The following is a 16,978-nucleotide window of genomic DNA, read 5'->3' as shown; positions in this document are numbered from 1 at the left end:
GGCTGGGAAATTTCCCAATTTTTCTAGTGATTGCGATAGAATGCACCATTAATCTTTGTAAATTGACGCCAAGGGTGGAGCCGTGAGCCAGCAGTGCAAACGCTATTTGATGTATGTTGCCCAGAATTATTCCTATGCCATGCTGCGCCCGCTGCAAGCTGCGATACATGAACAAGGTGGCGAAGTTTGCTGGTTTGTCGAAGGGAATGAAGCTGATCCTAGCTATATCAAAGCCAGTGAAACATTGCTGACGTCGGTTGAGGCGGTCAAAGCCTGGCGGCCAGACGCCGTTTTTGTACCTGGTAATGTGGTTCCTAGTTTTATTCCTGGCATTAAGGTCGGCGTATTTCACGGTTTTAATGCCGGTAAGTTAAACCGTCGTGGCCGTGAGGACCATTTTGAAATCCGTGGCTGCTTTGATCTGTACTGTACCCAAGGTCCAGATACGACTGCGCGTTTTGAACTATTGGCGGCTGAGCATGGCTTTTTTCGTGTCGCCCAGACAGGTTGGCCTGCGTTAGACCCACTTTTTAACCCAGAGCCCGGTAACCCTTATCTTGTCTCAGAAAATGATCGACCGACGGTACTGATGTGCTCGACATTTTCCCGTAATTTGACCTGTGCACCGATCCTTTACGATAAAATTAAGGCTTTGGCAGCCACTGGAAAGTGGCGCTGGCTGATCCAGTTTCACCCGAAGATGGATCCGGCGGTTGTTGAGCAGTACAAGCAGCTGCAAAGTGATCATTTACAGTTTGTTGAGACAGACAATGTACTGCCATTGCTGCAAGCTGCTGATGTTATGTTATGTGATACCTCATCGGTATTGTTGATGTTTTTACTTCAGCGCAAACCGGTGGTGGCATTCCGTAACCAGTCACCAGCAGGCCACCTATTGAATGTCACTGAGGTTGAGCAGGTCGAAGCGGCACTGGAACAGGCTTTACAGTACCCAGAGGCATTGATGGCGCACATTGAACAGTACTGCCAGACCATTCATCCCTATATGGATGGACAATCTAGTGTACGGGTGCTGGAAGCTACCAATCAGCTGGTGGAAGACGGCCGAGCGGGATTAAAATCCAAGCCACTAAACCTAGTTCGCCAATTTAAAATGCGGAAGAAATTGGGTTACTGGAAATTGTAGAATTCAAGCCGCCAGTAGAATGGCGAATTAAACATAAGAATAGAAGGTCACCGTATGAGAAGGCATTCACTGTCAGTGATTGTGATCACTAAAAATGAAGCCGACCGAATTGAAGGCTGCCTACAATCTGTCGTTAAAATTGCGGATGAGATCATTGTACTTGATAGCGGATCGACCGATGAGACTGTCGAGATCTGCCGTGGTTACACCGATAATATTACCGTGACTGACTGGCCCGGGTTCGGTAAACAAAAGCAACGCGCCTTGGACAAAGCCAGTTGTGATTGGGTTCTGTCTATTGATGCCGATGAAGCGCTGGATAATGAAATGCAGCAAGCGTTGACTGACATGCTAGAGCAAGATGTCATTGAACATACGGCCTACCGTCTACCTTGGGGGGTGACCCTTTATGGTAAAACGCTGAAGTATGGTCGAAGTGCCCGCTCTGTCCTGCGTTTGTTTAAGCGTGAGGGGGCGAAATTCACCCTTGATGAGGTGCATGAGACAGTGGTGCCCGCGTCTGGTAGCAGGGGCGTCATGAAGGGTTTGTTGCTGCATTATACCCACCGTGATTACGGGCATGGCCTAGATAAGGCGGCCAAATATGCTTGGCTTGGCTCACAGAAATACCATCGCAAGGGGAAAAAGTCTCATGGTCTTTTTTTGGCTCTGTTGCGTGCCATCTGGACCTTCTTCCTCATCTACGTAATTCGACGTGGCTTCCTTGATGGAAGTGTCGGTTTTATTGTTGCTATGACTTATGCCCAGGTTAATTTCAATAAGTATGTAGGGTTGTGGTTACTGGAACAAGAATCACATTCGAAGAAGAAGTAAATGAAAGCTTGGACGCTTATTTTTAATTGATTTTGAGGCATTGCGTAAATGAAAATTCTTGTATGTGCATCATACTTGCATGCGTGGAACAGTATCCGACCTGAAGCTGAAATCTTCCTTGAAATGGTCAGGCAGGGTCATCAGGTTACTGTGATGACACAAGGCGAGTCAGAGCATGTTATTCGGTTGCAAGAAAATGGCGTAAAAGTGATAGATTGCTATCCAACGCGTAAAATCTGTCTTAAGACAATAAAGCGGTTCCGCCAGGAGCTAACTGAAGGAAATTACGATGTGTGTTATGCCTTCAACTCTAAAACTATTCCGAATGCAGCTTTTGCTTGTATTGGTTTTCCCGTCAAACTAGTGGTTTACCGTGGTACGACAGGGGGCCTATATCGTCATGACCCTTCAGCATACTTAACTCAACTTCACCCACGTGTCGACGCGATTGTCTGTGTATCAGAGGCTGTCCGTAAGGATGTTGTGAAGCGAGTGTGGAAAAATCCGCAGAACGTCGTCACGATTTATAAGGGACATGAATTACAATGGTACGATGTTGCGCCGACTGACCGGGAGTCGTTAGGGCTCAATGAGCAAGATATTGTGGCCGTGTGTGCAGCGCACGTTCGTCCGAGTAAAGGTATCTCTATCTTACTGGAAGCAACGCATGCCATTGAAAGTGAAAACTTTCATCTTGTCTTGGCAGGGCATGGTTTTGAACCTCATTTTCAAGAAATGAAAGACAGCCCGATGGCAGATCGGATTCATTATATCGGCCACCGTAAAGATGTTCCTTCGCTGATGGCGATGGCTGACATTCAGGTACAACCTTCTATTAGTGGTGAAGGATTACCGAGGACTATTATTGAAGCGATGGCGAATGGTACCGCTTCAGTTGTGACAACAACTGGCGGCTCTCCTGAGCTCGTTGATGATGGTTCTACTGGCTATATCGTCCCTACAAACGATGCTTCGGCATTAGCATCTGCGATTAACAAGATGGCCGCTGACAAACAAATTTGTAGAGATATGGGAAAGGCTGCACAAGAAAGGCTTCAGCAACATTTTAGCTCTAAAGTCACGGTAAAAAGGCACTTAGAGTTATTTAATAGGTTGCTTGAGCAATAAATAAAATGTGTTGTACTTTATAGCAGTTTTATATCGCTAATATAAATGCTTATCTATTTTAGTTGGTTTCTGTATTGGCAATAAAAATGATTAGACATACTGATGGAAGCGAATGAGTAGCATGAATCTTTATCTATGCTCAACAATCAGGCATTTAATGTTGGCGGTACTAAAAGCGTTGAATGAACCGCATGCACAATCGACAATTTTGCTGATCACTGATCAGCAAAACTTACAAGAAGCAGACTTTGATATCAGCGCTCTGCCAAAAAATGTAAATATTCGATTTGTTAATCGAAAAAAAATACTGTCTAACGTTTATCGGGGGACGGCTGGTGTATTGTTGAAGTGTGCTGCTATTACTGGGTTGAGACCGTTTCCTAGCTTGAAGCAGTATTCTCGTCAGAAAGTATTTCATCAAGCTTTGGGGCTAAATGATACAGCGGATTTTCAATTATTTCTTTTTAACGACAGGAATCGGTTGGCAAGGTTGTTGAAGCTCTCTGTCGATAGTTATTCTGTTATTGAAGATGGTCTGTCAAATTACTATGGTGTTCCTCTTAGCTATTTCGATAAGTTAAAGCAGGTTTTCAGTGGAAATAAAAATACACTGAGATACATCGGCGACAGTAGCCGGTGTCGAGAGATATGGCTTTTAAATGTAGATAAGGCTCCTAAAGAAATTTCAGGTAAAACAAGGGATATTAATTTCATTCAGCCACGTAATGTAACTGAATTTTGCTATCCATTATTCAAAATATCTGAAAGTTTGGATAAATCGATTGATGCAATTATTGCAACACAGCCTATCTCAGTGGGTAACTTAACAGCATCTAATTTTGATTTAAATGTGTATAGCGATCTGATTGATCATCTCAAAAATCAGAAAAAAAACTTTATTTGCAAATTGCACCCACGCGAATCTATACAGCGTTATCAAGATGCTCTTCCTGGAATAAACTTTATTCAAGGTAAAATCCCTCTTGAATTGCTGATCTTCGGCGCGGAAAAAAAACTCGATATTCTTTCAATTTATTCCAGTGCAGGAATGGGTTTTGAGAGCTATTGCACTCGTAAGACTCTGGTTAATGACACTGAAGCTGAAGTAATGGCCGATATTTTTGATACTTGGAGAAAAGATCCAGCTCAGTTGGAACAGAGGTTAAATAGTATTCTATGAAAAAAAAAGCAGTATTAGTCGTATCTGCCCTACGAGGTGGTGGTGCTGAAAAGTTTGTACTTAATTTATACAAAGCACTAGAAAAATATGAGAACTATGAGTGTCATATTCTAGCGATTGAAAAAGCAGTAGAGCATGATATAACTGGTTTTAGGGTACATTTCGCGAGTGATATTTGTAATGTATCTAAAAAAGGTTGGCGAAGGCTTTTCTATAAGAAGAATGTTGCTAAGGCGATAGATGGTTTCGTGAGGGATAATATTGGTGGAGATGCATTAGTGTTATCAAATATGCTGCTTGCTGATAAAATTATGTCTCAAAGTAAATTGAATGTATTTCATGTTATCCATAATTCATACTCGACATCCTTACTTTTAGGTAAAAGTAAATTTAATCAGTTTAAAGTGATTACTAAGACAAACAGTATTTATAAAAATCACCCATTGGTATTTGTTTCTAATTCTTCCAAAAACAGTTATTTTGAAAGATTTAAATCAAAACAGAAAAGCCATGTAATTTATAATCCTATAGATACTGAGGAAATAACGTTACTATCAAACGAATTTATGAGTGATATAGATGGTGATTATATTATACATGTAGGAAGGTTTAATAGAGCTAAACGTCATGATCGTCTAGTTACTATCTTTAGTGAAGTAAAGAACAAAGATATAAAACTAGTGCTTCTTGGTGATGGTAAATTAAAGTCTGAAGTTTCAAAAAAAGTAAAAGAGCTTGGGCTGGATAATAGGGTGATCTTTTTAGGCTTCAAAGAAAATCCATATCCTTATATAAAAAGTGCAAAAGCTTTAGTATTAACTTCTGATTTTGAAGGTTTGCCAACGGTTCTACTTGAAGCGATGAGCCTCAATGTTCCCGTTGTATCAATGAACTGTCCTGGTGGTATCTCTGAGATTATAAATATTGATACTGAATCAATATCCCCAATGGCAGATAATAAAATTTTTGCTAAGAAGGTTGATAACCTTTTAGAAAACCCAAATGAATATACTTCACATGTTTCGGAGACTTTTTGGCCTAAGATTGTCGCAAAAAAGTATAGTGAATTAATGTAGGGCTTTCTAAGCAGCCACAAAAAAGTGGCTGCTATTGATAAATTAATTATCTAATTTGCTTTTACTTAATATGAAATAAAATAATAACAATAATGGCAGAAGAGTGAATGATTGACTGAATGGGGTATCAGTTAAGCATGCAATACTAAATGCTAGTGTTAGAGTAAAAGTCAATTGAGCTTCATCACTGTTTCTATTTTTTTTGTTTTTATAGTAATAATAAGCAGGATAATATATTACCAGTAAAAACAGAATTAGGCCAATGACTCCACTTTTAATTGCTTTATCAATATATTGGTTGTGATAATGTGTCGGTGCATATAAAGCTAGAGACTCTTGTATATCTCCATTTTTGTATAGTTTTTGTAATTCTTCCTTATGTTGGTTGCCCAAACCAAATGCTGGATTAATAGAAACTAGTTTTGGGCTAGCTTTCCACATTTGTAACCGTAATCCAATGGAAGTGTTGTAATTTCCATGATTTATTGATTTTATCTCTGCTACAGTTTCATTAACTCTCGCATTAACTATTCCATAAGAAAAAACTAATGTAATGATTGAGCCAATAACCGTTGTTGTGATTATTTTCTTTAGGTTTCTTTTTTCTTTGATTTTAAGGAATAGCAAGAAAATCAAAGAAATGAATAAAGTAAGGATAGCCCCTCTTGTTTCGGTTAAAACAATGGTGATAGAGAAAATTAAAAAAGCCAAAAGTATTAAATTGTTCTTCTTCTTAAAGAAAAAATAAAGGCTAACAATAGAAAATAAGCATAGCGCTATCGAGTAGGGAATAGGGTTGATAGGCTCTGCTCCCCTTGGAATATCTAAATAAAATTTAATATAAAGATAGTAGCAGCAAGATATTATAGCGCTAAGTAATAGGAAGTGAGGGAGACACTTTAGTGAAATTTTATCTTTAGGGAAGCACAAGGTAAATAGTGAAATTGCGATTAATGTGCGAATTTCGCCAGAAGCGTATCCAATTGTTTCGTATAGGAAAGAACCGTACAGTGTAGTAATTAGTAATATTACTACGTACGGATCTTTATAGTTTTCTCTAATTGTCTTAAATCCATATTTACAAATAATAGCGATTATAGATACGGAAAAGAGGACCACGATCTTCTTGTCCCAGCCAGGGACAATAAAAGCTGCTGTAAACAAACTTATTAGTGGTAGATACAGTATGGTATCAAACCAATTATCTTTTATCTTATTACTCATTTACTTAATCTTATACGGATTCGCCCCGCCTTCCGGCCGGGTTTTCAATAAACGTAAAATCCACATGTACTGCTCAGGGCGCTCGGTGACGTACTGCTCGATACACTGATTCATCAAACGGGCGTCTTGCTCCTCGGTGTCCAGCGGGAACGGAGAAAGCGGTGGATAGATGTCTATCTCGTATTTGCCTGTTTCGCTGTTGTAAATCGAGTACAACGGTACGATTTTGGCACGGCTTAATTTTGCCAGGCGGCCCAGCCCGGCAATCGTCGCTTTGGTGGTGGCGAAGAAATCAACAAACACACTGTGCTCGGCACCCAAGTCTTCATCCGGTAAGTAGTAGCCCAAATAGCCCTCGCGGATAGACTTGATAAAGGGTTTGATCCCGCCACTGCGTTCGTAAACGCGGCCGCCGTATTGTACACGCTGCTTATGCATTAACCAGTCAGAGACGATATTTTTTTGCTTTTTTGCCATCGCGGAAACGGGCAAACCACGAGATGCCAGCAAAACGGCTGGAATATCAATGGCCCAAGTGTGGGGGACCAGCAAGATGGCACTGTCGCCATTTTCTTTCAATGCTGTCAGGTGTTCTTCACCTCGGACAACGGTGTTGTCTTCCAGCCACTGGCGGTTGCGTACACTGAGCGCAGCGAAGCCCATCAGGAAACTGCCGGCGGTAATGTAGTTCTCGAGCAGCATTGCCTCGCGTTCTGCCTCGCTCTTGTCAGGGAAGCACATCTGCAGGTTGACCCGGGCGCGCTGGTTGGCTTTGTTGTTGAACTTCACCGCCCGCTTGGCAAACAGGCTCGCTATTGCGCGTCGGGTGGAGTGTGGCAGTAGACACAGCAGCGCGGCAAACGCGACGGCCAGCCAGGTTCCCCAGTATTTGGGGTGCAGGAAGGCCCAGCTGAACTCGGGGTTGTAGGCATTTTTATCGTAGTGATCTTTCATCTAGTGTTTTGGTGCTTGGTTGATGGTTGCCATGTAGTCGGCCACGCCCTCGGCGACAGACTTGAAAGTATCGGTGTAGCCGGCGGCACGTAATTTGGTCAAATCGGCTTCGGTAAAAGATTGGTAGCGGCCTTTGAGGTGGTCAGGGAAGGGGATCTCCTCGACTTCACCTTTGCCGTGATGCTTGAGCACTGCCTTGGCCACTTCGCTGAACGGCTCGGCTTTGCCGGTACCGCAGTTGAAGATCCCCGAGATACTGTTTTGCCAGAACCACAGGTTGACCTTGCAGACATCACCGACGAAGACAAAGTCACGCTTGAGGTTATCCGAACCCTCGAACAGTTTCGGGTTGTCACCTTGGTTAATTTGGTTGTTGAGGTGGAAGGCGACCGAGGCCATGCTACCTTTGTGCTGCTCGCGTGGGCCGTAGACATTGAAGTAACGAAAGCCGGTAATTTGCGGCAGGGTTTCGCCATGCTCTTTGGCATCTTGCCACAGGCGGCGGACATAGTTGTCAAACAACTGCTTGGAGTAACCGTAGACGTTGAGCGCGCCTTCGTACTGACGCTCCTCGATAAAGTCGTGGTCTCGGCCACCGTAGGTCGCGGCAGAGGAGGCATACAGGAACGGAATATTACGCTCGAGGCAGTAATGCAGTAGCTCCTTGGAGTACTCGTAGTTGTTGAGCATCATGTATTTGCCATCCCACTCGGTGGTGGATGAACAGGCGCCCTGGTGGAATACCGCATCGATTGGGCCGAAGTCGTCACCCGCCATGATTTGGGTGATGAAGTCTTCTTTGTCCATGTAGTCGGCAATATCCAAGTCGACCAGGTTGGCAAACTTGGTGCCGTCTTTGAGGTTATCGACCACCAGAATGTCACTGCGGCCTTGCTCATTGAGAGTTTTTACGAGATTGCTGCCGATCATACCGGCACCACCAGTTACTATAATCATGGCTCTTCCAGTCTGTAGGGTGATAACAAGGGTAAGACCCGCTGTTATAGATTATGTTTATGATAGTATTAGCAGATTGCCAAATGATCTGGGCAAAGAAGTGAGAAGCAAATGAAAACCCGTGACAAAATTATCCTGGCTGCACTGGAGCTTTTCAATGAAAGCGGTGAGCCGAATATTACCACTAACCATATTGCTGCCCATTTAGGGATTAGCCCCGGTAATCTGTATTATCATTTCCGTAATAAGGAAGAGATTATACACAGTATTTTCGATCAATACGCGCATGATCTCAGTGTTCACTTCCAACCTCTTGAGAATGAACAAATAACCGCTGACGACTTGCTGGTTTATCTTGATTCAGTCTTTATGCTGATGTGGCGCTACCGTTTTTTCTACGCCAACCTGCCGGATATCCTACAGCGTGACCCGGAGCTCCAGCATAAGTACCTTGCAGCACAGGAAGGGCTGCACAAGGATATTATGGCGATGATGGCAAGTTTTCGCGCTGGCGGGCTGCTGGATATCGAAGAAGAAGAGCTGGAAAACCTGGCGACAACGTTAAAGCTTGTGGCCTCAAGCTGGATTTTTTACCAGACTACCCAAGCGCCAGGTGCGAAGATCACCAAAGCGGTACTTTACCAGGGGGTACTGCATATTCTGGGGATCGTGAGACCGTTGACGACCACCGAAGGCAAGTCGCAGGTATTGCAGCTTAAAGCGCACTATCGTGAGCAGATTGAAAAAGATATCTAATCAGACGGATTAAGCTCGGATAGCCTGACCAGTTGGATCCCTTGCCCTGCAAGCTGAGGTAGAGCTCGACTCAACACGTCCAGCGTCACCGGATAAGGGTGGCCAATAGCAATCGCGTAGCCATTTTTCTTGGCCTGATGGACTGCGCGGGAAAGTTGCTGATTGACGAACTTCTCGGTACTGAGGTGGTCGAGGAACACATGGCGGCGCAGCGCAGGCACATTCTGTTGCTTGGCTTGTTTGAGTGCAACTGATCTTGCGGTAGTGCGGCTATCCAAGAAAAATAACCCCTGTTCTGACAGCACTTCCATTACCCAGTCCATTGCCTGTGGACTTTGGGTCAGGGCGCTGCCCATATGGTTATTGACTGCGATGGCGTCCGGCACTCTTTCCAATCCCCAGCGCAGAACGTGCTGCAGGGTTTGCTGATCCATCTGCCGGGTCAGGGTTGCCATCTCGACCGGAGCTCGGTGTAGCGGCTCCATTGGCATGTGGAGCAGGACATCGCGTTGCTGCTTGTCGGCCAGTTTACTGGTTGCTCTGTCATAGGGGGTATCCGGCAGGATAGAAATGCTGATCTGTGGCGGCAGCGCTGACAAGGCGGCGGGCATGGGCTGGTAGCCGAGATCGTCGATGACGATAGCCAGCTTGGCTGCGAGGGCAATACTGGGCAACCCAAGGCTGGTTAATACGCTGGTTAGTACAAGGGCAAGGCCAAAGGCCCATTTCCCCACTCTACGACTCTTCGCCAAAAGCTATCCTTTGCTTGTTTATTGCGATGAAAGGGTTTTATCTGTTATAACGCAGTTTTATCTTGTTAGCCAACTGCTTGGGTTGGTCGGCGAGCCCTTGCGGCGTATCTCAAAATACAGCGAAGACTGATCCTGGCCGCCACTGTCACCAATCAAAGCAATGTTCTCGTTGGCCTGTACCGTATCGCCAACTTTTTTCAGCAAGGTCTGGTTATAGCCATAGAAGCTCATGTCCCCCTTGCCGTGGTCGACAGCAAGCACTAAGCCGTAACCGCGCAACCAGTCGGCAAACACAACTTTACCGGGATAGATTGCCTTTACCGGGCTACCGGCAGACTGGGCAATGACCATGCCTTTCCAGTGCAATTCGCCTTGTTGGCTGGTGCCATAGCGATGCAGGATCTTGCCTTTGACCGGCCAGGGCAGTTTGCCTTTCTGCTTAGCCAAGCCATCCATCGGGACCCGGCGTGCGGCTTCGGCGGCAGCTCTGGCTTTTTCAATTTCTTTGACCAAGCGCTGCTCGTTTTGCTTGAGCTCTGTCAGGTACTGATTGTCGGTCGTCAGCTGGCCGCGCAGGCTCCGTACGGTTTTTTGCCGTTGGCTACGATCGCTTTCCAGCTTGCGTTTGTGTTCATTGAGCTTGGCCAGCAGGGCCTGTTGTTCGTTTTGCTGCTCACCCAACTGGTGTTGTTTGAGCTGTAATTCGGTGGTGGTTGCTGCTAGCTCGTCGAGAGCATGGCTGCGTGCCTGGCTGAGGCGTTCTGTATACACAGTAAAGCGGTCGAGCTGGCTGCTGTCTTCGCCACTGAGCATCAGTGCCAATTGGCTTTGTTTACCTTGCTTATAATGGGCATTGAGTAGCTCTTTGAGCAGCTCTTGCTGGCCGAGCTGCTGCTGGCGCAGTTGTTCGAGCTGTTGTCTTAGTGCACGGATGGAGGTGCTGAGTTCGGCAGAACGTGATTCAGCCTGATGGATCGATTTGGCGGTTTCGGCGATGCCCACTTCCTGCTGGCGCAGGCTTTTTTGCAGTTGGTCGACTTTCTTGCGATTCGCTGCGACCTGGTCTTGCTGGCGGGAGATCTCCTGCTTAACCCCTTTGAGCTGACCGTCATTGGCCAAGGCGTGTAGGCTAAACAGCAGGCATAGCAAAGCGCCAGTGCAAAATGCACTGGCGCGAAGACTTTGGTGTAGGTGTTTGATAACTTCCCGCATAGGGGAGATTATTTCAGATCAAACAGCACCTGACCAGTCATCTCTTCAGGGATTTCCATATCTGTTAGGGCCAGCATCGTTGGTGCCAGATCAGATAGCTTACCGTCATTCTTCAGCGTCAGATCTTTGTTACCCACATACACTAGTGGAACAGGTAGGCTAGTGTGAGCTGTGTGGATGCCACCGGTTTCTGGGTTGACCATCATCTCTGCGTTACCGTGGTCGGCAGTGATCAGAAGCTGGCCGTCCATTTCACGGATAGCTTCAACGACACGGCCGATACAACCGTCAACCGCTTCGGTCGCTTGTACAGCAGCGTCATAAACGCCGGTGTGGCCAACCATATCAAGGTTAGGGTAGTTACAGATGATAGTGTCGAACTCACCGCTCTTGATCGCTGCAACCAGCTTCTCAGTAAGCTCAGGTGCGCTCATTTCAGGCTGAAGATCGTAAGTGGCTACTTTTGGTGAAGCGACTAGTCGACGCTCTTCACCGTCAAACTCGTCTTCCACGCCGCCGTTGAAGAAGAAGGTCACGTGTGCGTATTTCTCTGTTTCAGAGATACGTAGCTGCTTCTTACCTTTCTTTGATAGCCACTCGCCTAGCGTATTAACCAAATCCGCTGGTGGGTAAGCGATTGGAAGGTTGATGTCCGCTGCGTACTGGGTCAGCATGACAACATCAGCAAGTGCTGGGAACTGAGCACGTTCGAAACCGGCGAAATCAACTTCGAAGGCACGGGTGATCTGGCGGGCACGGTCAGCACGGTAGTTCATGAAGATAACGGCATCGCCATCTTCCATTGCTGCTGAGTCCTGACCTTCGGCGCGGATTTCTGTTGCTTTAACGAACTCGTCGTTTTCGTCACGGGCGTATGCGGCTTCCAGACCTTCAACGGCAGAGGCTACGCTGAATTCCGCTTTCGCTGCTGTTAGCAAGTTGTAAGCAACTTCAACGCGATCCCAGTTGTTGTCACGGTCCATTGCATAGTAACGACCCACTAGAGAGGCCACTCGACCTTTGCCTAGCTCAGCAAACAATGCGTCGAAGCGCTCTAGCGATGCCTGCGCGCTACGAGGAGGCGTGTCACGGCCGTCTAGGAAGCAGTGTAGGTAGATTTTTTCAGCGCCGCGTTTTGCTGCCATTTCAACGGCTGCGGCGATGTGGTCTTCGTGGCTGTGAACACCGCCTGGAGACATCAGGCCCATGATGTGTACAGCTTTGCCTGCGTCAACAGCTTTGTCGATAGCACCAGTAAGTGCAGGGTTTTCGAAGAAGTCGCCGTCAGCAATTGACTTGGTAATGCGGGTAAGATCTTGGTAAACGATGCGGCCGGCACCGATGTTGGTGTGACCTACTTCAGAGTTACCCATCTGGCCATCAGGCAGACCAACATCCATCCCTGATGCTGAGATCAGAGTGTTTGCTTCGTTTGCCATCAAACCGTCGATAACTGGCGTGTTGGCGTTAGCAATAGCGTTGTTGGCGTTGTCTTGGCGGTAACCCCAGCCATCTAGGATAACTAAAGCCAATGGCTTCTTAGCAGACATATGCTGTCCCTCGTATGTTAAAACCTGAAATGAAATATCGATCAATTACCTTAGCCCTCAATACACTAGGGCTAAGGTAATTGATCGTAGCGGACGTAATTTTACTACAGTTTATGGTGAAAACTGTAGGTCAAGATCAAACAATGCTGTAAATAGATTGTTATCTTCCTACGGAAATATATTCATTTCTGAGGATAAGTGTAAGTCCTGAAGCACAGTTTTTTTACTTTTTCTTATGCTGCAATAATGCTCAAGGTAGTTAAGGCTTATACTGAGAGCGCCAGGGGCCAGTGAGCCGCCGCGCGGATTTATTGCATCTTGCTGTACAACTAGGCTGTCGAGGGTATACTCGGGGTCTTTAAATTTTGTCGACTTGAGCCTGGGTTACAGCAGGCTGATATTAGGAATATAGAGCGAAGGTCATGCAACAATACATTGATTTTGTAACAAGTAACCCTATCTTGGCATTGGTATGGGTTGGCTTGGTTGTGGCTATCATTTCGTCTTACGTCAAGCAAAAGACGGCAGGCTATAAGATTGTCACCCCAAATGAAGCGACTGTAATGGTCAACCGTGAAGACGGTGTGTTTGTCGATATCCGCAGTCGTGATGAATACCGCGGCGGTCATATTGCGGGCTCACTTCACATTTTGCCAAGCCAAATTAAAGAACAGAACTTGGCGGATCTTGAAAAATACAAGCAAGCCCCAATCATCGTAGTATGCAAAACAGGTCAAACGGCGCAAGAGAGTGCCAACCTGCTGAGTAAAGCCGGTTTCGAGAACGTAAACTTGCTGAAAGACGGTCTGATTTCATGGAATGAGGCAAATCTGCCATTGATCCGTAGCAAGTCAGGCAAGGCGAAAAAGTAATTTTGCCGTCCCGCTGTGCGCTGTGTCGGGCAGTGGGATAACACTGAATTTTGTGCAGTTGTGATAGTTATCATGGTTGCGGTATTGATTGGCTCACGTACGTGAGCGCGAGAGAAAAAGGACTCTAACATGGCTGAAGCAGCAAACAACGAAGCACAGCAGAACTTCCAAATCCAGCGTATCTTCCTGAAAGATGTTTCTTTCGAAGCGCCAAACTCGCCACAGATGTTCCAGAAAGAGTGGAACCCTGATGTGAAACTGGATCTTGACACGCAAAGCCGTGAGCTGGGTGAAGGTGTTTTCGAAGTTATTCTTCGCCTGACTGTGACTGTTAAGAATGAAGAAGAGACTGCATTCCTGTGTGAAGTTCAGCAGGGCGGTATTTTCTCTGTTGCTGGTATGGAAGCGCCTCAGCTTGCGCATTGCCTTGGTGCATTCTGCCCGAACATCCTGTTCCCATACGCACGTGAAACGATTTCTAGCCTAGTGGTTAAGGGTACATTCCCTCAACTGAACCTAGCGCCGGTTAACTTTGATGCATTGTTCATGAACTACCTTCAGAACCAATCTCAAGCTAACCCAGAAAACACTGAAGCCTAAGCTTTAGGGTGGACACAATGAATCCAGGCTCTGAACAAACAATTTCCATGGCGGTACTGGGTGCCGGTTCGTATGGGACCTCCTTGGCGATCTCGCTGGCCCGTAACGGTGCCAATGTGATTCTATGGGGCCACGAGCCGGAACATATGGCGCAGCTGGAAATCGACCGTGCCAACGAGGCATTTTTGCCGGGTGTGGCTTTTCCAGATTCCTTGATTGTCACTGCCGATTTGGAGCAGGCGGTCAAGGCCAGCCGTGATCTACTGGTGGTAGTACCGAGCCATGTATTTGGTTTGGTACTAGGTAATATCAAACCGCACTTGCGTGATGATTCTCGCATTTGCTGGGCGACCAAGGGACTGGAGCCGGAAACGGGGCGTCTTCTTAAAGATGTTGCTGTTGAAGCACTGGGTGAGTCGGTTCCTCTGGCGGTACTGTCAGGCCCGACGTTTGCCAAAGAGCTCGCTGCAGGTATGCCGACAGCCATTTCCGTGGCGTCGCCGGACGACGAGTTTGTTCGCGATCTGCAGGGAAAAATTCACTGTAGCAAAACCTTCCGTGTTTATAGCAACAGTGATTTTATCGGTATGCAGCTTGGCGGTGCGGTCAAGAACGTGATAGCCATTGGTGCGGGGATGTCTGATGGTATTGGCTTCGGCGCCAATGCCCGTACAGCATTGATCACCCGCGGTCTGGCCGAAATGTCACGTTTGGGTGCGGCGTTAGGGGCACAGCCTGAAACCTTTATGGGAATGGCTGGCTTGGGTGACTTGGTACTGACCTGTACCGATAACCAATCCCGCAACCGACGTTTTGGTTTGGCGCTAGGTCAAGGTAAAGACGTTGACCAAGCCCAAGATGACATCGGCCAGGTCGTCGAAGGATACCGTAATACCAAGGAAGTCTGGGTTCTTTCTCAGCGGTTAGGGGTCGAAATGCCGATTACCGAGCAGATCTACCAGGTGCTTTATCAGGGCAAAGACGCCCGTGAAGCGGCCAAAGATCTGTTGGCCCGCGAGAAAAAAGACGAATAGCAGCTTGGGAGCTATCGCCTCCATTCTGTTTACTAACAATACAACGCGGGCTGCTGAGGCCTGCGTTGTTTTTTTTTCAGGGCGCGTTAAAGTTAAAGCAAGCCGATACCAACCGTAATGATACCGAGGGTAATGTGAGGGAATGTCAACAATATGCCGTTTGGCAGGCAATAAAGCAGGAAGCGAGAGAGCAGTCAGAGCAGGAGCCAATGCTCGCGAGCTTTTACCATGCCACCATTATCAAGCACGATAATCTGGCGGCAGCGCTGAGTTATATTCTGGCCAATAAACTTGCTACGCCATCGATGCCAGCGATGGCGGTACGAGAAGTGATAGAAGAGGCTTTTGCCGCCGATTGTTTGATCACCGAAGCTGCAGCCAATGATATTCGGGCCGTGGTAGAGCGGGATCCGGCGGTAGAGATGTTTTCTATCCCTTTGCTCTATCTGAAAGGCTTCCATGCTTTGCAAGGCTACCGGGTGGCCAATTGGCTATGGAAGCAAAAACGGGTGGCATTGGCGGTGTATTTGCAGAACCAAATTTCAGTCGCCTGTCAGGTTGATGTCCATCCTGCAGCGCGCATTGGCCAAGGCATTATGTTTGACCACGCGACCGGGATTGTGATTGGTGAGACGGCAGTGATCGATAATGATGTTTCTATCCTGCAGGATGTCACCTTGGGGGGGACCGGTAAGGAAGGTGGCGATCGCCACCCGAAAATCCGCGAGGGTGTCATGATTGGGGCCGGTGCCAAGATCTTGGGCAATATCGAAGTGGGCGAGGGTGCCAAGATTGGCTCTTGCTCGGTGGTGCTCAACCCGGTACCGCCACATACTACCGTCGCCGGTGTACCGGCCAAGATTGTCGGCCGCCCGAGCAGCGACAAGCCATCGATGGACATGGATCAGCAGTTCAACGGCACCAGCCAGACATTCACTGCTGGAGATGGGATATAGCTCAGGCCAGAGGCGATGGGCTAGAGGCGATGGGCTAGAGGCGCGAGGACGTGCGATGAGCATTGTTTGATAATGTCCTTGAGTAAATAAAGCCATCACCCAAAAACTAAAAAAGCGAGAGGAGAGCCTCTCGCTTTTTTAATGGCAACAATTCTAAATAGCCTCTAGCCTATTTCTTACATCGCGCCCTTGAAGCCCAGTTGGCGCCAGGCTTCGTAGCCGATGATTGCCGCTGCATTGGACAGGTTGAGGCTGCGGCTGTCCGGATGCATTGGAATGCGTAGGCGCTGTTCCAGTGGCAGGCTTTCGATAAGCTCCGCAGGTAGGCCGCGGGTTTCTGGGCCGAACAGCAGTACATCGCCTTGCTCGAACTTGGCATTGGTGTGGAAGTTAGTGGTTTTGGTGGTGCAGGCGAAGATGCGGCGATCGCCAATGTAGGCGAGGAACGCGTCGAAATTGGCATGGCGATGGACGTGGGCCAAGTCATGGTAATCCAAGCCGGCGCGGCGTAGTTTCTTCTCTTCCAAATCAAAGCCTAGCGGCTCAATCAAGTGGAGGTTGGCCCCACAGTTAGCACAAAGGCGGATGATGTTGCCGGTATTCGGGGCGATCTCCGGTTCGTAAAGAGCGATATCAAACATAGTAGACAATCCGTGGTGACAATAGCGCTATTGTAGCGGAAAAGGCAGCGTAAAAGCACGGCAGCAAGAATGGTGAGGCTAAAACGAGCAGCCCGGTGGGGCTGC

Annotated in this window: 17 protein-coding genes; 10 read left to right on the top strand and 7 right to left on the bottom strand. The window is 47.1% G+C overall.

Going from position 1 to position 16,978, the window contains the following annotated elements; translation table 11 throughout:
- Nucleotides 1–82: 82 nt before the first annotated feature.
- The 5 genes from L4D79_RS21705 (at nucleotide 83) to L4D79_RS21685 (ending at nucleotide 5,365) form a co-directional block, all read left to right on the top strand.
- Nucleotides 83–1,147, top strand: a complete 1,065-nt coding sequence (locus L4D79_RS21705) for a CDP-glycerol--glycerophosphate glycerophosphotransferase (protein WP_428654292.1) — start codon at nucleotides 83–85, stop codon at nucleotides 1,145–1,147.
- Between the two features lie 54 nt (nucleotides 1,148–1,201).
- Complete coding sequence (locus L4D79_RS21700; protein WP_428654290.1) at nucleotides 1,202–1,981, top strand: glycosyltransferase family 2 protein; 780 nt, start codon at nucleotides 1,202–1,204, stop codon at nucleotides 1,979–1,981.
- A 48-nt stretch (nucleotides 1,982–2,029) separates the two neighbouring features.
- Nucleotides 2,030–3,109 carry a glycosyltransferase family 4 protein gene (locus tag L4D79_RS21695; RefSeq protein WP_428654288.1) on the top strand — a complete coding sequence of 360 codons (1,080 nt, stop codon included), beginning with the start codon at nucleotides 2,030–2,032 and terminating at the stop codon, nucleotides 3,107–3,109.
- Nucleotides 3,110–3,221: 112 nt separating this feature from the next.
- Nucleotides 3,222–4,289, top strand: a complete 1,068-nt coding sequence (locus tag L4D79_RS21690; RefSeq protein WP_428654286.1) for a glycosyltransferase family 52 — start codon at nucleotides 3,222–3,224, stop codon at nucleotides 4,287–4,289.
- Nucleotides 4,286–5,365, top strand: a complete 1,080-nt coding sequence (locus L4D79_RS21685) for a glycosyltransferase (protein ID WP_428654284.1) — start codon at nucleotides 4,286–4,288, stop codon at nucleotides 5,363–5,365. Before L4D79_RS21690 ends, L4D79_RS21685 begins: the two co-directional genes overlap by 4 nt.
- A 42-nt stretch (nucleotides 5,366–5,407) precedes the next feature.
- Here L4D79_RS21685 and L4D79_RS21680 read toward each other — a convergent pair whose 3' ends face one another.
- Genes L4D79_RS21680 through rfaD form a run of 3 tightly spaced genes read right to left on the bottom strand, consistent with a single transcriptional unit; the run spans nucleotide 5,408 to nucleotide 8,500 of the window.
- Complete coding sequence (locus tag L4D79_RS21680; RefSeq protein ID WP_428654282.1) at nucleotides 5,408–6,589, bottom strand: O-antigen ligase family protein; 1,182 nt, start codon at nucleotides 6,587–6,589, stop codon at nucleotides 5,408–5,410.
- Nucleotides 6,590–7,543, bottom strand: coding sequence for a lauroyl-Kdo(2)-lipid IV(A) myristoyltransferase (lpxM, locus tag L4D79_RS21675; RefSeq protein ID WP_428654279.1), 954 nt, complete (start codon nucleotides 7,541–7,543; stop codon nucleotides 6,590–6,592). It lies immediately after the preceding gene.
- The gene (rfaD, locus tag L4D79_RS21670; RefSeq protein WP_428654277.1) at nucleotides 7,544–8,500 is read right to left on the bottom strand and encodes an ADP-glyceromanno-heptose 6-epimerase; all 957 of its coding nucleotides are present in this window, start codon (nucleotides 8,498–8,500) and stop codon (nucleotides 7,544–7,546) included. It lies immediately after the preceding gene.
- 111 nt (nucleotides 8,501–8,611) lie between these two features.
- Here rfaD and L4D79_RS21665 point away from each other — a divergent pair, with 111 nt between their 5' ends.
- Nucleotides 8,612–9,256, top strand: a complete 645-nt coding sequence (locus L4D79_RS21665; protein WP_428654274.1) for a TetR/AcrR family transcriptional regulator — start codon at nucleotides 8,612–8,614, stop codon at nucleotides 9,254–9,256.
- Here L4D79_RS21665 and L4D79_RS21660 read toward each other — a convergent pair.
- From L4D79_RS21660 to gpmM, 3 genes are read right to left on the bottom strand one after another with little or no spacing between them, the layout of a single operon-like run.
- On the bottom strand, nucleotides 9,253–10,008 hold the full coding sequence (locus L4D79_RS21660) for a divergent polysaccharide deacetylase family protein (protein WP_428654272.1): 756 nt from the start codon (nucleotides 10,006–10,008) through the stop codon (nucleotides 9,253–9,255). The two genes, L4D79_RS21665 and L4D79_RS21660, sit on opposite strands and share 4 nt — an antisense overlap.
- 57 nt (nucleotides 10,009–10,065) lie before the next feature.
- Nucleotides 10,066–11,220 (bottom strand): peptidoglycan DD-metalloendopeptidase family protein, encoded by a 1,155-nt coding sequence (locus tag L4D79_RS21655; RefSeq protein ID WP_428654270.1) that lies wholly within the window; start codon nucleotides 11,218–11,220, stop codon nucleotides 10,066–10,068.
- Between the two features lie 8 nt (nucleotides 11,221–11,228).
- Complete coding sequence (gene gpmM / locus L4D79_RS21650; protein ID WP_428654268.1) at nucleotides 11,229–12,770, bottom strand: 2,3-bisphosphoglycerate-independent phosphoglycerate mutase; 1,542 nt, start codon at nucleotides 12,768–12,770, stop codon at nucleotides 11,229–11,231.
- Nucleotides 12,771–13,192: 422 nt separating this feature from the next.
- On the opposite strand from gpmM, the gene L4D79_RS21645 reads away from it, so the two are divergent.
- From L4D79_RS21645 to cysE, 4 genes are all read left to right on the top strand, one after another.
- Nucleotides 13,193–13,642, top strand: coding sequence for a rhodanese-like domain-containing protein (locus tag L4D79_RS21645; RefSeq protein WP_428654267.1), 450 nt, complete (start codon nucleotides 13,193–13,195; stop codon nucleotides 13,640–13,642).
- A gap of 129 nt (nucleotides 13,643–13,771) precedes the next feature.
- The gene (gene secB / locus L4D79_RS21640; protein WP_428654265.1) at nucleotides 13,772–14,242 is read left to right on the top strand and encodes a protein-export chaperone SecB; all 471 of its coding nucleotides are present in this window, start codon (nucleotides 13,772–13,774) and stop codon (nucleotides 14,240–14,242) included.
- 17 nt (nucleotides 14,243–14,259) lie between these two features.
- Nucleotides 14,260–15,276 carry an NAD(P)H-dependent glycerol-3-phosphate dehydrogenase gene (gene gpsA / locus L4D79_RS21635; protein WP_428654263.1) on the top strand — a complete coding sequence of 339 codons (1,017 nt, stop codon included), beginning with the start codon at nucleotides 14,260–14,262 and terminating at the stop codon, nucleotides 15,274–15,276.
- 134 nt (nucleotides 15,277–15,410) lie between these two features.
- A complete protein-coding gene (cysE, locus tag L4D79_RS21630; RefSeq protein WP_428654501.1) occupies nucleotides 15,411–16,232 on the top strand; it encodes a serine O-acetyltransferase in 822 nt (273 codons plus the stop codon).
- A 176-nt stretch (nucleotides 16,233–16,408) separates the two neighbouring features.
- Here cysE and trmL read toward each other — a convergent pair whose 3' ends face one another.
- Nucleotides 16,409–16,873 carry a tRNA (uridine(34)/cytosine(34)/5-carboxymethylaminomethyluridine(34)-2'-O)-methyltransferase TrmL gene (gene trmL / locus L4D79_RS21625; RefSeq protein ID WP_428654499.1) on the bottom strand — a complete coding sequence of 155 codons (465 nt, stop codon included), beginning with the start codon at nucleotides 16,871–16,873 and terminating at the stop codon, nucleotides 16,409–16,411.
- Nucleotides 16,874–16,978 lie beyond the last annotated feature (105 nt).

Source organism: Photobacterium satsumensis (assembly GCF_050336935.1).
GTDB lineage: Bacteria > Pseudomonadota > Gammaproteobacteria > Enterobacterales > Vibrionaceae > Photobacterium > Photobacterium satsumensis.
Note: the sequence above shows the minus strand (reverse complement) of the source record. Positions and strands in the feature narration are given on the sequence as shown.

What these genes read in the sequence shown, in the direction of transcription:
- L4D79_RS21700 (WP_428654290.1), top strand. Translation starts at nt 1,202, where the DNA reads ATGAGAAGGCATTCACTGTCAGTGATTGTGATCACTAAAAATGAAGCC.
- L4D79_RS21695 (WP_428654288.1), top strand. Translation starts at nt 2,030, where the DNA reads ATGAAAATTCTTGTATGTGCATCATACTTGCATGCGTGGAACAGTATC.
- L4D79_RS21690 (WP_428654286.1), top strand. Translation starts at nt 3,222, where the DNA reads ATGAGTAGCATGAATCTTTATCTATGCTCAACAATCAGGCATTTAATG.
- L4D79_RS21685 (WP_428654284.1), top strand. Translation starts at nt 4,286, where the DNA reads ATGAAAAAAAAAGCAGTATTAGTCGTATCTGCCCTACGAGGTGGTGGT.
- L4D79_RS21680 (WP_428654282.1), bottom strand. Translation starts at nt 6,589, where the DNA reads ATGAGTAATAAGATAAAAGATAATTGGTTTGATACCATACTGTATCTA.
- lpxM (WP_428654279.1), bottom strand. Translation starts at nt 7,543, where the DNA reads ATGAAAGATCACTACGATAAAAATGCCTACAACCCCGAGTTCAGCTGG.
- rfaD (WP_428654277.1), bottom strand. Translation starts at nt 8,500, where the DNA reads ATGATTATAGTAACTGGTGGTGCCGGTATGATCGGCAGCAATCTCGTA.
- L4D79_RS21665 (WP_428654274.1), top strand. Translation starts at nt 8,612, where the DNA reads ATGAAAACCCGTGACAAAATTATCCTGGCTGCACTGGAGCTTTTCAAT.
- L4D79_RS21655 (WP_428654270.1), bottom strand. Translation starts at nt 11,220, where the DNA reads ATGCGGGAAGTTATCAAACACCTACACCAAAGTCTTCGCGCCAGTGCA.
- gpmM (WP_428654268.1), bottom strand. Translation starts at nt 12,770, where the DNA reads ATGTCTGCTAAGAAGCCATTGGCTTTAGTTATCCTAGATGGCTGGGGT.
- L4D79_RS21645 (WP_428654267.1), top strand. Translation starts at nt 13,193, where the DNA reads ATGCAACAATACATTGATTTTGTAACAAGTAACCCTATCTTGGCATTG.
- secB (WP_428654265.1), top strand. Translation starts at nt 13,772, where the DNA reads ATGGCTGAAGCAGCAAACAACGAAGCACAGCAGAACTTCCAAATCCAG.
- gpsA (WP_428654263.1), top strand. Translation starts at nt 14,260, where the DNA reads ATGAATCCAGGCTCTGAACAAACAATTTCCATGGCGGTACTGGGTGCC.
- trmL (WP_428654499.1), bottom strand. Translation starts at nt 16,873, where the DNA reads ATGTTTGATATCGCTCTTTACGAACCGGAGATCGCCCCGAATACCGGC.